The following is a 15559-nucleotide window of genomic DNA, read 5'->3' on the forward strand; positions in this document are numbered from 1 at the left end:
CGAACTGACACCGAACCGAGCAGCACTGCGCCCGCGGTGCGACAGCAGGAACTGGGTTGACGGACCACCTGGTGAGCGTGACCGGCGCAGACCTCGCCGTCGGCAACCCAGGGCGCTGAGTCGACATGACGCGAAACCTCCTGGGCCACCTGCGCAGGCTGTGGCGTAGGCTCACCTCGATGGGTACCGCCCTGGTGCTCTTGTTCCTGCTGGCGTTGGCGGCGATACCGGGCGCATTGTGGCCCCAGCGCCCTGTCAACCCGACGACGGTCGCGCGCTATATCGCCGACAACCCCCGGGCCGGGCCCTGGCTGGATCGGTTTCAGGTGTTCGACGTGTTCTCCAGCATGTGGTTCACATCGATCTACCTTCTGCTGTTTGTCTCACTAATCGGTTGCCTGACACCTCGATTGACCGACTACGCCCGCAGTGCGAAAGCAATCCCGGTCCCCGCGCCGCGTAACCTGTCGCGACTGCCCAAGTATCGCAGCGTCCTGGCCGCAGGCGATCCGGGCGACCGCGCACGCGACATTCATGCCGCGTTGCGCGGGTGGCGCAGAGTCATCCGTCGCCGAGGCGACGACACTATCGAGATCGCAGCAGAACGCGGGTACCTGCGCGAAGCCGGGAACCTCGCTTTCCACTTCTCACTGATCGGCCTGCTGGTGTCGCTGGCCGCCGGCAAGCTCTACGGCTACGAGGGCAATGTCATCGTCATCGCCGACGGCGGCCCGGGGTTCTGTTCTGCTTCTGCCGCCGCTTTCGACGCATTCCGGCCGGGCACGACAGTCGACGGCACGGAGCTGTTCCCGATGTGCGTGCGCGTCAATGGCTTCACGGCGGATTTTCTGCCCAACGGCCAGGCCGTGGGATTCGCTGCCGATATCGACTACCAAGCCGAGGATGAACTCACTGCCAACGTCTGGCAGCCCTACCGATTGCAGGTCAATGATCCGCTCCGGGTTGGTGGGGTGCGGTTGTACCTGCTCGGGCACGGATACGCCCCGACGTTCACCGTGACGTTCCCCGACGGGCAGTCGCGCACTCAAACATTGCAGTGGCAGCCCGAGGATCTGCAAACATTGCTGTCTTCGGGTGCGATGCGGTTTGATCCGCCCGCGCGCAGCTTTCCCGATGCCGACGAACGCCGCAAGAATCAGATCGCCATCGAAGGGTTGCTGGCCCCAACAGAGCAACTTGACGGCACGCTTCTCTCGTCGGCATTTCCCGCCGCCAATGACCCCGCGGTGGCGGTGGACATTTACAAAGGTGATACCGGAATGGACTCGGGCAGGCCGCAATCCATCTTCGCGTTGGATCCGCGGATGGTCGGACAGGGACGCCTTGAGCGGATGGAGCGCGTCAACCTGCGTCTCGGTGAGCACGTGCGGCTCCAAGACGGCACCATCGTCCGATTCGATGCGGTGACCGATTTTGTCAGCCTGCAATTGTCCTATGATCCGGCGCAGATCTGGGTCCTGGTCTTCGCGATGACCATGATGACCGGCCTTCTGATCTCGCTCATCATTCGGCGCCGAAGAGTCTGGGTCAAGATCGTGCACTCGGACAGTTCTGGGTTGCTGTGCATCGAACTGGGAGGCTTGGCGCGCACCGACAATGCCGGGTGGGGCGAGGACTTCGACCGATTGGTCACCCGGCTGGTGCCCGATGCGCGCGACGCCGCCCAGGCTGACGCCCACGACGTTGCGGACACGCCGCGATGAGGACCACCGGGGGGCGGCGTCGGGTTGTGGCGGTCACGCTGGTGACGGTGGCGATCGTGGCCGCCGTGACCGCCGCTGCCCTCGGCGCCTGGTCGCTGGGGGCGGTACTGACTGCCACGGGTCTGCCCGATTCCGGGCCTCTGACAACTCTGGGCCTGCCGGCCGTACGTGCGCTGGGGGAGACCGCTGCCGTGATCGCGATCGGCGGGTTCCTGTTCGCGGCCTTTCTCGTACCCGCTCAGCCCAACGGTGTGCTCGATGCGTCCGGCTACCGCGCCATACGATTGGGGGCGGTTGCCTGCGGGATATGGGCAATATGCGCCGCCCTGATGGTTGCCTTATCCGTCTCCGACGTATCCGGACGCCCGGTCACAGATCTCACACCCGCGCAGATTTGGAGTGCCGCCGCGCTGGTGGAGACCACGAACGCGTGGCGATGGACCGCCGCCGTGGCCGCGACCGTTGCGGTCCTCGCAACCACGGTGCTGCGCTGGAAGTGGGCTCCTGTCTTGCTGGGGGCTGCGCTGCTGACCTTGGTGCCGGTGGGTCTGTCCGGGCACGCCTCCTCTGGAGGCGCCCACGACATGGCCACCAACAGTCTGCTGATCCATCTGGGCGCCGGGGCGCTCTGGATGGGTGGTTTGCTCGCCGTGCTCGCTTATGGCATCCGCGGCGGCGAGCATCTTGCCCTGGCAGCTCGGCGTTTCTCGTCGGTTGCGCTGTGGTGTTTTATCGCCATGGCCGTCAGTGGGGTGATCAATGCCGGAATCCGGATGGGATTCAGCGACTTTGGGAGTCGATATGGCCTCCTTGTTGCCGCGAAGCTGACTGCGCTGGCGGTCCTGGGGGTGCTTGGCTGGAGGCAACGACGTTCGGGCGTTCGGGCTTTGCAGTCCGATCCCACCGCGCGTGGCCCTCTGGTTCGACTGGCGCTCTCAGAGGCCGCCGTCTTCGGTGTCGCCGTGGGGGTCGCGGTCGGACTCGGGCGGACACCGCCCCCGCAAGTGGCGCAGTCCGAACCTGGCCCGACTGAGGCGGTGATCGGCTTCGTCCCGGCAGGATCACCGAATGTGTTTCGATTGTTGACAGAGTGGCGCTTCGACCTGTTCTTCGGCACGGCCGCGGTCGTGATGGCCGCGGTGTACCTCATCGCGGTGTGGCGCCTGCGTCGCGGCGGGCGTCGGTGGCTCCGATGGCGCACCGGGTCCTGGATCTCGGGGTGCGCCACGCTGCTGCTGGCGACGTCGTCGGGTCTGGGCACCTACATGCCGGCGATGTTCAGCGTCCACATGATTGTCGTGGTGTTGCTGTCCACGATCGTGCCGATACTGCTGGTTGTCGGTGCGCCGGAGCGTCTGGCGTTGCTCGCGTTGCCCAGGGCTGCTCCGGGAGCGCCGCCCGGGCGCCGGGAATGGTTGGTGGGCGCAGCGCGGTCCTCACTGGCACGCATGTTGCTACGCCCGGTCGTCGCATCGTCCATGTATGGGGCGGGGATCGCGACGCTGCTGATCGGCGGGCTGTTCGATGTCGCGGTCCGCGGGCACGCCACACACCTACTGATGAACGCGTTCGTCCTCGGCAGTGGGTGGCTGTTCTTCGAATCGGTTTCCGGCCAGCGAAACAGGAGCCGGCAGACATCGGTGGTGTCGACCTGGGTTCCGGTGTTCGGCGCACTCGCTGCTTATCTTTGCGCCGGTGTGTTGACGGCGCGCCGCGGCGATGTCATCGCACACGACTTCTACCGGTCGCTGCAACTGCCGTGGCCGGTCGATCTTCTGGCAGACCAACGCCAAGGCGGGTACACCGTCATCGCTGCCGCGGCGATCACGGCAGCGGTGTTGAGTGCGGTGGCGGGGCGGCGCGCAAGCAGGTCCGCATCCCACCCGGCGCTGCAGTGATTCCTGGCGCCGTATCGAAAGTGATTCCCAGCGTTAGCAGCCGCGACTCACACCGAAAGACGCTGCTGGACAGTACTTGTAGTGAAGCGCGGGCCAGCCGGCGCGACGGGAGGCGTACTCGGCTGACGTGGTGCTCACGACTCGATGAGCCGCACAACATGGGTGGTCATGCCGCTGGCTCTCAACGGAGCGATCCGCACCTGGGAACCGGTGAACGGCGATTCGAGCATCTGACCTTGTCCCAGATAGATGGCGACGTGCTGGCTGCCGCCGGGACCCCAGAAGATGAGGTCACCGCGACGCAATTGCGCCACGGGGACACGACGCCCCTGGTCATATTGAGCGCCTGAGTATTTGGGCAAGTTGATGCCGACACCGGCGAAGGCGAACACCATCAGCCCCGAGCAGTCGAAGCCGACCGTCCCGGCGCCTTGATCAATTCCCCGTGTCGGTCCACCGGCATTGCCACCACCCCACGAGTAGGGAACTCCCAGCTGCGACATCCCGCGGCGGATGGCGAACTCCACCGCCTGCTGGCCGTAGAGGCGCGGGATCCGGCCGGGTGTCGCTGCTGTCGGGGGCGACGCGCTCGGGATGAGCCCCAGCTTGACCAGGAACCGACGGCCCAGATCAGTGGTGAGTTGCGCGGACGCGGCGGACACCTGCAGCACCGAGTTGACGATGGCCACCGGATCACTGAGGTCAGCACGCGGAACAGCCGGGGTTGCGGTGTCCCAACCGGTATCGGTCGCGGATGTCGGTTCTCGGGTGTCCCAGTTGCCAGGTGGCTCAGCAGGCGGGGAAGCCTGTTGGGTCGTCGGTGCGGCGGGCCCGCGCACCTGCTGCAGGCGTTCCCGCATAAGGCGCGCCGTATTGGCAGCGGATTCGATCTGCTCTTCCTTGGTGCTGAACGCCGATTCGGTCGCACGCAGGGTCTGCACCGCCTCGTCGTAGCGGGACTGGGCGTCTCGGAGAGCTTGATCTGTACGCTCCTGGGCAATCCGCGCCGACGATTGCGCGTTGGCCTGGTCGACCCGCGCTCGCTGCAGGCCTTCTCGCGCTTCGGAAAACGCCAGCGCCAACGTTTACTGGGTTGCCGCGGTGGAGATCACCTGCTCGGGGTTTGACGGCAGCAGGCTCTGTGGGGACGGTCCGCGCACATACTGGGCCGCAGCGAACTGGTCGAATCGCTGCTGGGCGCGCCCCACCAGATCGGTGGCGTCCTGCGTTTGACGCTTCGCCAAGTCGAGTGCACGTTGGGTGGAATCAGCCGCGTCACGGGCACTTTGGACTTGATGAAGAGCTTTCATGACTGACTCCTGCTAACTGTGGACCTCTGCCTGCAGGGCGGCCAGTTGTTCGTCGGCGCGCGCCACATCGCCGACAAGTCGGGCGATGACTTCCGGTGTCGCGCCATCGGGATTGGCAGCGGCAACCGGCTGCCCGCCCACCGTCAACGCCACTACCAGAGGCACCACCGCTGGCAGGAGTGGTCGTCTCGGTAAACCCATGGGTGCGCCCTCCACCGGTCGCCAGCAGCCATAACTACTGAGTAACTACGTATTACAGTGGAGCGTATAACGCCGATGTCCCACCCGTAACATCTGTCACACAGCTGTGACCTGAGTGCCTGTTGATTCTGGCGGGCTGTGTCTCAGTCCGTAAAGCCCTGCCGTCCAACGACATCGCTCCCGCGCGAAAAGTCTGCGCGCTGGCGGCGATGGCCAATCAGCGGAATGTTCGGGGCCCGATCGACGAGCGTGTCAGGCCGGTGGCTCGGCAGTGGGCGGCGGTTGCGTCGATGCGGCGCGCGCATCGGAACCGGCTGCGCGTCTCCGCTTCCTTGCCTGCCAGGCTGCGATCACACCTCCGGCGGCAATGCCCACGGCGGCGGCCACCAGTATCGCCGTGCTGGTGCTGGTGCTGGTGCTGGTGTCCTCGTCGGCCGGCGCGGGTGCCGGCTGCGCCGTGGCCGCGGTGGGGATATCTGAGCCTGGGGCGGCGGCGGGTGTGGACTGCTGGCTGCCGGGCGCGTTGAGGGTGAAGGCGAATGAACCGGATACCGGGTGCCCGTCGGCGGACAGCACGCGGTAGCCCACGGTGTATTCCCCGTTGGGTAGTAGGTCCGGCCCCAGGTCGACGCGCAACTGCGACCCCTGCACCTGCGGTGAGTTTGTCAGCCAATTGCGCCCACCGGCATCGTTGAGGACGGCGCTGGCGAAGGTCGGATTGATCTCCTCGTTGAAAGTCAACGTAATGCTGACCGGCGCGGCTATCGGCGTGGAGCCTTCTGCTGGATCGGAGGCCGTCATCGCCGTGTGTGCCGCGGCCGTACCGGAACCCAGCGCCAGAAAGGCCCACGTGGCCTCGCATATCAGCAGCAGGCGCATGATCGAGTGCACGTCGTTGGACTCCCGTTCCGGTCGGTCGCGTTCGCGCTACTATACTACGTAGTAAATACGTAGTATTGGCCGTAGGGAGGTCGCTGATGCCCCGAAGTAGCGTGCGCCGCGGTGACCCTGGACGTCCGTTGCGGCGGCGCGTCGACCCCCCGGGGAGGGTGCGCTGGGTGGCGGTGGGCGCCGCGTTGATTGTCGGGTTGTTGCCGGGGTGCTCCACTGGTGCGGGTGCGGTCGCCCAAGGTGGCTCATTTGAATTCGTTGCTCCCGGCGGTCAGGTCGACATCTTCTACAATCCACCGGAAAATCGTTCGCGGCCGGGGCCGATCAGTGGACCCGACCTTCTGGACGTTAGTCGCACAGTGTCGGTGGATGACTTCGCCGGCCAAGTGGTGGTCATCAACGTATGGGGCCAGTGGTGCGCTCCGTGCCGTACCGAGATGCCGGAGCTGCAGCAGGTTTACGACGCAACCCGTGATCAAGGGGTGGCCTTTCTGGGTATCGACGTCCGCGACAACAACCGGCAGGCCGCGGTGGATTTCATCGTCGACCGCAATGTCACATTCCCGTCGATCTATGACCCCTCGATGCGCACGATGATCGCGTTCGGCGGCCGATACCCCACCACGGTGATCCCGTCGACTGTCGTCCTGGACCGTAACCATCGTGTGGCAGCGGTGTTTCTGCGCGCGCTGCTGGCCTCCGATCTTGAGCCTGTAGTGCGTCGCCTTGCCTCAGAACCACCCGGCGGCAGCGGTGGACAGTAGACGCGGCGCTGCGCGCCGGCATACCACGGCAGTGCGCCAAGCCTGCACAGATCGAACCCGGTGCGGTGACCGGAAGCCACCGCCGTGATCGGTGACCTCACGCTACCCACGGAACCACCTTCGGTGCTGCGCATGTTCGACTGGATACCACCCCCGGTTCCCTTGCTCCCACTTGTCGCGGTCGCAATGGCCGGTTGGTACCTGTTCGCCGTGGGCAGATACCAAAGGACAGGTCGGCGGTGGAGTCGGATCCGCACATCGAGCTTTCTGTCGGGCTGCGCGGTGCTCGCGGCGGTGACCGGTCTGGCGATCGACAGCTATGGCTACCGGCTGTTCAGCGCATTCATGTTCCAACATCTGACACTGTCGATTCTCGTGCCACCCCTGCTGGTTTTGGGGTCGCCGGGGCTGTTGTTGCTGCGGTCCACCTCGCACCGAGGTCTCGGGCGCTACGTCCTGGTCGTCGCGTTGGGCGCGTTGCGATGCCGGGCGAGCCGAATGCTGCTGCATCCCGGGTTCACCATTCCGGTGTTTCTGCTGAGTTACTACGGTCTGTATCTGTCTGACCTGTTTGATGCGGCGGCTGCCAGTGTTGGCGGGCACCTTGCGTTGCAGGTGTTCTTCCTCGCCAGCGGGATGTTGTTCATCATCCCGATTCTGGCCACCGGCCCGCTGCCGGTGCGGCAGAGCAACCTCGGACGATTCTTCGACATCTTCGTCGAGATGCCACTGCACGTCTTCATCGGAGTGATCCTGATGATGGCGCCCCGAACGCTGACCGAAACCTTCGCCCAGCCCCCCGCGCACTGGAATGTCAATCCCGTTGCCGATCAGGCGGTGGCCGGCGCGCTGGCATGGTCCTACGGCGAGCCGGTCGCACTCTTGATCGTGCTGGTGTTTGCCATCCGATGGCGTCGCGACGAGCAGTCGCAGTCAGAGAAGTCCGAGGCCGACATCGAAGGCCGTGATGCCGATCTGGCGGCCTACAACGCATTTCTGCGACAGCTGCATGGACAGCCTCGTGGTGTGCCCGGCTCAGCGGATCCACGGGACGGGGGATGAGTGCATCGGACTGGTCAGGCGAAACACATCAAGGCGCCAGAGAGTGCGAGCAGCCCGATCGCGACAGGTGTGGCGGCGATCGCGGCAACGGCGCCGCCCAAGGTGATCCGGTGTCGGATCTGCGCCAGCGTCTTGGGAGGGTCGGTGAGACGCTTGGCGCGAGCCAAGACGGCCACACTGGCCGCGGCCAGACCATGTGCCGGTGCCACCGCACCCGATAACGTCAGCAGGCCGGCAAGCAGTGGCTGGCGGCCGTGCCGTCGTGCGGCGGCATCATCGGCGCACATTTCCAGCAGGGCGCAGATCTCGGTGGCGGCAACAGTCAAGAAGCGGATTCTGGGCAGCGCCGCGGCGATACCGCGCACTGCTGCCACAATATGGGCGTGCCGGCCGGCGAGGTGCGCTCGTTCGTGGGCGATGACTGCGGCCAGCTGCTGTTGGTTCAGCGCTGCGATGGCCGCCGAGGTCACGACGATCGCGGCCGGGCGTCCGGCGACACAGTAGGCAGCCGGCTCGGGGGCTTCGATGACGACCAGGTCGCTGCCATCGGATCGGCCGACCAGGCGCACTGCATCGGCATGATCGAGTGTGTGGGCGCGCATTCGGCGCAGAGCCCGCAGTCCGCGCAGGCACACCACGGCCAGACCGCTCAGCGTGCCGGCCACCGCGAGAATCGCCACGATTTGCGCCGGCCACCCGGAGTGGCCCACCAGAATGGCGTTGAGGCGTTCGATGCAGGAGGCGAGTAGGGCATCCGGGCTGTCCCAGTGGCCCGCCGCCTCGATCAGTGTCATCGCCACCGCAGCGACAGCGGACCCGAGTACTGTCACCACCGCCGCAAGCCAAGCGGTGATCGCCAGCCGGGGTGCGAAACCGTCGGCGATGATTCGGCGCAGAAGTCGTGGCCCCGCGACGAGGACCGTCGCGACGTAGAGGGCCAATGCTGCCGCGACGGTCATCGTCGGCCGGCTTTGCGTGCCAGTCTGCGCAGTGCGGCCCGTAGATCCGCCGACTCCGCGGCGTCGATCTGTGCGACAAAATGGCTCAGCACGGCCTCGGAGCGGCCACCGCCGCTCAGTGCTTCGAGCATGAGCCGGGCGCTGTGTTCTTCACGGGTCAGGGTGGGCCGGTAGCGGTAGGCCCTGCCTTCACGTTCGCGCGTGAGCCAGCCCTTGCCGTGCAGATTGTCCATTGTCGACATGACCGTCGTGTAGGCAATGTCGCGCTCGGTGAGTAGTTCGTCGAGGATCTCGCGGACTGTGGCGCCCGAATCTGCGGCGCGGCTCCACAGACGATCCATGATCGTCGCCTCTAGTTCTCCGAAACCACGCACCCGCGCCATACCCGAACCTCCTGACTAAGTCCGTAGACAGCTTACGGTGTGCGGGGCAGCGCCGGGATCTCGGCGCTGCCACCGTCGCCTGCGTGGCGCACCCTCTCAACCGACGGTCACGCCGCGCACCCGCAACCACGTCGCCGGGTCGATCTTCTGCGATCCGTTGGCGTGTACTTCGAAATGCAGGTGGGGACCGGTGGAATTGCCCCGGTTGCCCATGGTGGCGACCTGATCGCCGGCGATCACGCGATCGCCGACCTCCACCGTGGTCGTGTCGATATGTCCGTAGAGCGTCACGGTGCCGTCTGCGCCCCGGATTTTGACCCACATGCCGTAGCCGGGCGTGGGCCCCGACGCGATGACCACACCGTCTGCGGCGGCGTACACGGGGGTTCCGACCGCGTTGGCGATGTCCAGTCCTGCGTGCAGGGTGCCCCAGCGCGTTCCGAATGCCGAGGTCAAGATGCCGTTGGTCGGATACACGAACTGTGGACGGCGCAGCGCTGCTTCTCGCGCAGCGCGTTCGCGGGCGAAAGCCGCACCGCGGGTGACTTCCTCGGTATGGATCGCCGACTCGGCGGCGTTGATGACCGGCACGATTTGGATCCCCGAGGCGGCAACCGACGGGCCGGCGGAGGCCAATGTCGGGGTCGAATCCGGCCCGGGTTGGGCCGCATTGGTCGCGGCATTGGCCGCAGCGGCCACCGCCCCGGCCGCGACACCGGCGATGATCAGTCTGCTGCGGACCGGGCCAACGGCTGCGGGAGTCTTGCGATGCGACGTGGGTCGGTGTTGACGCGCAGGAGGTGTCCGTCGCGTCGTGCGGGCAGCGGGCCTCGGGTGCTCCGGGGCCGAGCGGCGGAATTCTTCGCGTGCCGAGCGTTGTCGTGTCACCGCGTCGGGCCGGGGCCCCAGCAACAGCAGGGGCCACTGCTCGATCAGATCGTTGGTGTCGTCGAGTTCGGGAGCTCGCAGGACCGCCAAGTCTTTGGCGAACGGGGTGCGCGCGACAGCCGGTGCCGCCGCGATGATATCCGGCGCGTAGACGGGCAGGATCTCAGTGGGGTCGGTGGCTCGCTGGTGCGCGGCGCGCGCACCTGGTCGAGCTCCCGGTCGCTGCACCACCAAATCGAACTTCCCCTGCCGTTACCGTTCTGTTATCTGATGGCGAGACGCTAACTGAGCGAAAGCGATTCGGCAACCGTCACAGGGTCGTCGCGCGTCGTGAAGCTCCGCGGCCAAGGTGGCGCTTCGATGGCCAGCGCCAACGTCCGGCGCCCTCTGCGTAAAACTACTTGAATTAGTACTGATCTACTCAGTAGGTTAATCTACGGGTCTACCTAGTAGATGACACGGTCTGCGAGGGACACGCGGCAGCAGGAGGATTCGTTGGTAGCCGAAGCGCCCCCGGCAGGAGAACTCGAGGCACGGCGGCCGTTCCCGCAGCGCATGGGCCCCAAGGGCAACATTATCTACAAGATGATCACCACGACCGATCACAAGCTGATCGGCATGATGTACGTGGTGACCTGCTTCGGGTTCTTCATGGCCGGCGGGCTGATGGCCCTGCTGATGCGCACCGAGTTGACCTTGCCGGGCCTGCAGTTCCTGTCCAATGAGCAGTACAACCAGCTGTTCACCATGCACGGCACGGTGATGCTGCTGTTCTACGCGACCCCGATCGTGTTCGGCTTCGCCAACCTGGTGCTGCCCCTGCAAATCGGTGCCCCAGATGTCGCGTTCCCACGGCTGAACGCGCTGTCGTTCTGGCTGTTCCTGTTCGGTGCGCTCATCGCCATGGGCGGCTTCATCACCCCCGGTGGCGCCGCCGACTTCGGCTGGACCGCCTACACGCCGCTCTCAAACGTCATCCATAGCCCTGGTGCGGGGGCGGATCTATGGATCGTCGGATTGATAGTCGGTGGTTTGGGCACCATCCTGGGTGCGGTCAACATGATCACCACGGTGGTCTGCATGCGTGCCCCCGGTATGACGATGTTCCGGATGCCGATCTTCACCTGGAACATCCTGGTGACCTCGATCCTGGTGCTGCTGGCCTTCCCGCTGCTGACCGCGGCGCTCTTTGCATTGCTCGCGGACCGACATCTCGGATCGCTCATCTATGACCCCGCCAATGGTGGTGTGTTGTTGTGGCAGCACCTGTTCTGGTTCTTCGGTCACCCCGAGGTGTACATCATCGCGCTGCCGTTCTTCGGCATCGTCTCGGAGATCTTCCCGGTGTTCAGCCGGAAACCGATCTTCGGGTATACCACCCTGATCTACGCGACGCTGGGTATCGCGGCACTGTCGGTCGCGGTGTGGGCGCACCATATGTACGCCACCGGCGCGGTACTGCTGCCGTTCTTCTCGTTCATGACATTCCTGATCGCGGTGCCGACCGGTATCAAGTTTTTCAACTGGATCGGCACGATGTGGAAGGGGCAGTTGACCTTCGAGACGCCGATGCTGTTCTCGGTGGGCTTCCTGATCACCTTCCTGCTCGGTGGCCTGTCGGGCGTGCTGCTGGCCAGCCCCCCCATCGATTTCCAGGTGAGCGAAACCTACTTCGTCATCGCACATTTCCATTACGTGCTCTTCGGCACCATCGTGTTCGCCACCTACGCGGGCATCTACTTTTGGTTCCCGAAGATGACGGGCCGCCTGCTCGACGAGCGCCTGGGCAAGCTGCACTTCTGGCTGACCTTCCTGGGCTTTCACGCCACGTTCCTGGTCCAGCATTGGCTCGGCAACGACGGGATGCCGCGTCGTTACGCGGACTACCTGCCCAGCGACGGTTTCACCACGCTGAACGTCATCTCTACCATCGGTGCACTCGTGTTGGGGATCTCGACGTTGCCGTTCGTCTGGAACGTGTTCAAGAGCTGGCGTTACGGCGAACCGGTGACTGTCGACGATCCGTGGGGTTACGGCAACTCGCTGGAGTGGGCGACGTCCTGCCCGCCGCCGCGGCACAACTTCACCGAACTGCCCCGGATCCGTTCGGAGCGGCCGGCATTCGAGCTGCACTACCCGCACATGGTGGAGCGAATGCGTGCCGAGGCCCATATCGGCCGAGCGCACGGACCCGATGACGGCGACGTGACCCGGCTTGATGACGAGCACGTCCGCACCTGAGCATTGACGACCCACATGCATACATGCGTATAATTGCATGTGTGACCGATCGAGACTGCGGCGCATCTGACCGCAACACGTCGCCGGCGATCAAAACTCTGGCGCTCGAACTTGCCGACCTCCTTCCCAGTAGCGACGAGCGCTGTGCAGACCGGCTGACTTACGGCCTCGCTGCCGACGCGATCATCAAGGAAGCACATCTCATTGCGGGGGCCAGCCCCACACCTCGTCTATGCGTGCACTACGACCCGGGCACGGTGAGCTCGGTCGACGTGCAACGGCGGGCACGTCAGGCGGCCGAAACCATCACCACCCAGTACGGCCACCTGAGCTGGTCGCCGACCGACATCGACAACGACCAGACCATCCTCGCCGCCGTGATCGAAAAGCTGCGTGCGCTGCCGGGAGTCGTTGCTGCACAGCAGACACCGCGCTCGGTCGAAGTCGAATTCGAGCGCTCAGCAGTCACCGGACAGGAGATCGTCGACGCCATCGCTGAATGGAGTCGCGCTCAACCGCCGGCATCCGATGTCGAAGGCGATCACACGCACCCCGAGGACCCCTCGGACGATGAGCATCGCCATGGCGGAATCTTGGGGGAGCGTAGCGAACTCGTCTTCGCGGGTCTGTCTGGCGCATTGCTGCTGACCGGGTGGTTACTGGCCGCCTTCGCCGGCACCCCCCGGGCTGTCGAGGTGGTGGTTTACTGCCTGGCGTTCTTCTTCGGTGCGTACTTCACCGTGCAAGAGGCCTATGCCAGTGTCCGGCACGGGAGGTTCGAGATCGACTTCCTCATGCTGGTGTCGGCGGCCGGTGCCGCCGCGCTCGGTGAAATCGCCGAAGGCGCGCTGTTGCTGTTTCTGTTCAGCGTCGGTCATGCGCTGGAGGGATACGCGATGGGCCGCGCCCGCCGAGCGATCGAGGCGCTCGCCGAGCTAGCGCCCAAGACTGCCCTCGTGCGGCGTGGGAGAACCGGCGACACCATCGAGATACCCGTTGCGGACCTGCGTGTCGGGGATATCGTCGTGGTGCGGCCCAATATGCGACTTGCCGCCGATGGCTTCGTCGTCGCCGGCGCCAGCAGCATCGACCAGGCTCCGGTCACCGGTGAGAGCGTGCCCGTCGACAAGCGACCCGTACCCGATGTCGCTGCGGCAACAGCCGCACCGGAACTCCTGGACGCGACATCGCGGGTGTTCGCCGGCACGATCAACGGGTCCGGTGCCCTCGAAATCCAGGTGACCAGATTGGCTGCCGACTCGACGTTGGCGCGGGTCGTCCGGCTGGTCGCGCAGGCTCAGACCAAGACCACCTCGACTCAGCGCTTCACGGACAGATTCCAACGCATCTTCGTGCCGACAATCCTTGTGGGGGTGGTGCTGTTGCTGTTCGCCGGCCTGGTGGTGGATGAGCCATTTACCGCCACCGTCTACCGGGCACTGGCCGTGCTGGTGGCCGCAAGCCCCTGCGCGCTGGCCATCGCCACCCCGAGCGCGGTGTTGTCGGCGGTGGCCCGGGCGGCCCGGGCCGGCGTGTTGGTCAAAGGTGGTGCCGCACTGGAGGAACTTGGCCGCGTTCAGGTGTTGGCGTTCGACAAGACCGGAACGCTGACCGAGGGCCGGCCGCAGATCGCCGACGTGATCGCCACGACAGGTTCCGGTGATGCCGAATTGCTCAGTGTCGCCGTGGCTGTTGAGGAGCAAAGCGATCACCCGCTCGCGCGCGCCATCGTCCGCTACGGTCGTGCCCGGCTGGACGGGGCCGGGGTGCCCAGAGCGACCAACGTCCGCACGTTCATCGGTCGCGGCATCGCGGCCTCCGTGGGGGGCGTCGAAGTCCTGATCGGGAAACGCGAACTCTTCACCGAAGCTGGATTACCGCTGCCCAGCCAACTGGCCGCAGATGTCGACTTTCTGGAACAGGCGGGCCGCACCACCATGGTGGTGCGCGCGGGTGAGCGCTGGTTGGGTGCGATCGGATTGATGGATGTGCCCAGGCCCGAGGCCGCGGCGGTGATCACGCGTCTGGGTGATCTCGGAATCGAGCACACCGTCATGTTGTCCGGTGACAACCAACGGGTGGCCGATGCCGTCGCGGCCCAGGTGGGTGTCGGGTTCGCGCGCGGCGACCTGATGCCCGAGGACAAGGTGTCCGAGATCGCGGCGCTGCGGTTGCGCCACGGACGAGTTGGTATGGTCGGCGACGGTGTCAACGATGCGCCTGCGATGGCCAGCGCGAGCGTCGGCATCGCCATGGGGGCGGCCGGGTCCGACGTGGCGCTGGAGACCGCCGACATCGCTTTGATGGCCGATGACCTCACGGCGCTGCCGTTCGCGGTGGATCTGAGCAGGCGGTCCTCACGCATCATCAAGCAGAACCTCTGGGCGAGCCTGGGTATCGTCGCACTGCTGATCCCGGCGACGGTTCTGGGCTTGGGCATCGGGCCGGCGGTGCTCATCCATGAGGGGTCGACGCTCATCGTCGTGGTCAACGCGTTGCGTCTGCTCGCGACGCCGGTACGGCCGCTGACCACGCCGCCGACCCTGAACGCGAGGTAGCTGCAGCGATGTCCGGTCTGCCGGTCGGTTTCGAGCACGACGACGTCGACACGGTCGTCGTGTTCGTCGACATGGCGGGCTTCACGGCGTTGACCAATGTGCACGGCGACCATCACGCCGCCCGCCTGGCGAGCGACTTCGCCGAAATCGCCGAGACACTGCTCGGGCCGGGCGACCAGGTGGTCAAAAGCATCGGTGACGCTCTCATGATCACCAGCACAGACGCCGCAAGCGCGCTCCGATTGCTGCGCCGCCTCAACGACGTAACCCGGGGAAGTTCCGGATTCCCGTTGCTGCGTGCGGGGATGAGCGCGGGTACGGTCGTCCAACGCCGGGGCGATGTCTTCGGAGCGACTGTCAATATCGCAGCCAGGCTTGCCGACATCGCCGAGTCCGGTCAGATCGTTGCCAGTATCACCGCAGTCTCGCAGCTGCGGGACGGAGCCGGACCCGAAGCGGTAGCGTTGGGCCCGTTGCCTTTACGCAACATCGAGATGCCGGTCGAGGCGTTCGTCCTCGACGTCGGGAGCAGCCACCGGGACCACGTCGATCCGGTATGCCGGATGCACGTCAGCTCCGGTACCCCGAAATGGGCGATCTCAGTGGGGGGCGTGTCGTATCGCTTCTGTTCGTTGGCGTGTCTACGCCAGTACGAACGGCGCACGTCGCCTGCCTGAATG

General features: G+C 65.5%; 14 protein-coding genes. 7 read left to right on the forward strand and 7 right to left on the reverse strand.

Annotated elements, in window-relative coordinates; genetic code table 11:
• The first annotated feature begins 125 nt into the window (after positions 1 to 125).
• Both resB and A7U43_RS03125 read left to right on the forward strand, forming a co-directional pair.
• A complete protein-coding gene (gene resB, locus A7U43_RS03120) occupies positions 126 to 1724 on the forward strand; it encodes a cytochrome c biogenesis protein ResB (RefSeq protein WP_067991006.1) in 1599 nt (532 codons plus the stop codon).
• Positions 1721 to 3622, forward strand: coding sequence for a bifunctional copper resistance protein CopD/cytochrome c oxidase assembly protein (locus tag A7U43_RS03125; protein WP_067991007.1), 1902 nt, complete (start codon positions 1721 to 1723; stop codon positions 3620 to 3622). Before resB ends, A7U43_RS03125 begins: the two co-directional genes overlap by 4 nt.
• A 134-nt stretch (positions 3623 to 3756) precedes the next feature.
• Here the strand turns inward: A7U43_RS03125 and A7U43_RS30230 are convergent, their stop codons facing one another.
• The 4 genes from A7U43_RS30230 to A7U43_RS03135 form a co-directional block, all read right to left on the reverse strand.
• On the reverse strand, positions 3757 to 4563 hold the full coding sequence (locus A7U43_RS30230; protein WP_231963509.1) for an NlpC/P60 family protein: 807 nt from the start codon (positions 4561 to 4563) through the stop codon (positions 3757 to 3759).
• A 144-nt stretch (positions 4564 to 4707) separates the two neighbouring features.
• A complete protein-coding gene (locus A7U43_RS30235) occupies positions 4708 to 4866 on the reverse strand; it encodes a hypothetical protein (protein ID WP_231963510.1) in 159 nt (52 codons plus the stop codon).
• A gap of 78 nt (positions 4867 to 4944) precedes the next feature.
• Positions 4945 to 5100, reverse strand: coding sequence for a hypothetical protein (locus tag A7U43_RS30240; protein WP_231963511.1), 156 nt, complete (start codon positions 5098 to 5100; stop codon positions 4945 to 4947).
• Positions 5101 to 5385: 285 nt separating this feature from the next.
• Positions 5386 to 6024, reverse strand: a complete 639-nt coding sequence (locus tag A7U43_RS03135; protein WP_067991008.1) for a copper resistance CopC family protein — start codon at positions 6022 to 6024, stop codon at positions 5386 to 5388.
• An 86-nt stretch (positions 6025 to 6110) separates the two neighbouring features.
• Between A7U43_RS03135 and A7U43_RS03140 the strand changes: the two genes are divergently transcribed.
• Both A7U43_RS03140 and A7U43_RS03145 read left to right on the forward strand, forming a co-directional pair.
• Positions 6111 to 6788, forward strand: a complete 678-nt coding sequence (locus A7U43_RS03140; RefSeq protein WP_082901997.1) for a TlpA disulfide reductase family protein — start codon at positions 6111 to 6113, stop codon at positions 6786 to 6788.
• Between the two features lie 132 nt (positions 6789 to 6920).
• Positions 6921 to 7850 (forward strand): cytochrome c oxidase assembly protein, encoded by a 930-nt coding sequence (locus A7U43_RS03145; RefSeq protein ID WP_082902359.1) that lies wholly within the window; start codon positions 6921 to 6923, stop codon positions 7848 to 7850.
• 14 nt (positions 7851 to 7864) lie between these two features.
• On the opposite strand, the gene A7U43_RS03150 is transcribed toward A7U43_RS03145, so the two are convergent.
• The 3 genes from A7U43_RS03150 to A7U43_RS03160 all read right to left on the reverse strand — a co-directional run bounded on the left by A7U43_RS03150 (position 7865) and on the right by A7U43_RS03160 (position 10308).
• Positions 7865 to 8809, reverse strand: coding sequence for a M56 family metallopeptidase (locus A7U43_RS03150; RefSeq protein ID WP_067991011.1), 945 nt, complete (start codon positions 8807 to 8809; stop codon positions 7865 to 7867).
• Complete coding sequence (locus A7U43_RS03155; protein WP_067991012.1) at positions 8806 to 9192, reverse strand: BlaI/MecI/CopY family transcriptional regulator; 387 nt, start codon at positions 9190 to 9192, stop codon at positions 8806 to 8808. The genes A7U43_RS03150 and A7U43_RS03155 overlap by 4 nt, the downstream gene beginning before the upstream one ends.
• A gap of 96 nt (positions 9193 to 9288) precedes the next feature.
• Positions 9289 to 10308, reverse strand: a complete 1020-nt coding sequence (locus A7U43_RS03160) for a M23 family metallopeptidase (RefSeq protein WP_197499953.1) — start codon at positions 10306 to 10308, stop codon at positions 9289 to 9291.
• A 267-nt stretch (positions 10309 to 10575) separates the two neighbouring features.
• On the opposite strand from A7U43_RS03160, the gene ctaD reads away from it, so the two are divergent.
• Genes ctaD through A7U43_RS03175 form a run of 3 tightly spaced genes read left to right on the forward strand, consistent with a single transcriptional unit; the run spans position 10576 to position 15556 of the window.
• Positions 10576 to 12321, forward strand: coding sequence for an aa3-type cytochrome oxidase subunit I (gene ctaD, locus A7U43_RS03165; protein ID WP_068001772.1), 1746 nt, complete (start codon positions 10576 to 10578; stop codon positions 12319 to 12321).
• A gap of 41 nt (positions 12322 to 12362) precedes the next feature.
• The gene (locus A7U43_RS03170; RefSeq protein WP_231963512.1) at positions 12363 to 14879 is read left to right on the forward strand and encodes a heavy metal translocating P-type ATPase; all 2517 of its coding nucleotides are present in this window, start codon (positions 12363 to 12365) and stop codon (positions 14877 to 14879) included.
• A gap of 8 nt (positions 14880 to 14887) precedes the next feature.
• The gene (locus A7U43_RS03175; RefSeq protein ID WP_067991021.1) at positions 14888 to 15556 is read left to right on the forward strand and encodes an adenylate/guanylate cyclase domain-containing protein; all 669 of its coding nucleotides are present in this window, start codon (positions 14888 to 14890) and stop codon (positions 15554 to 15556) included.
• The last annotated feature ends 3 nt before the right edge of the window (positions 15557 to 15559 follow it).

It is taken from the genome of Mycobacterium adipatum (assembly GCF_001644575.1).
Lineage (GTDB): Bacteria > Actinomycetota > Actinomycetes > Mycobacteriales > Mycobacteriaceae > Mycobacterium > Mycobacterium adipatum.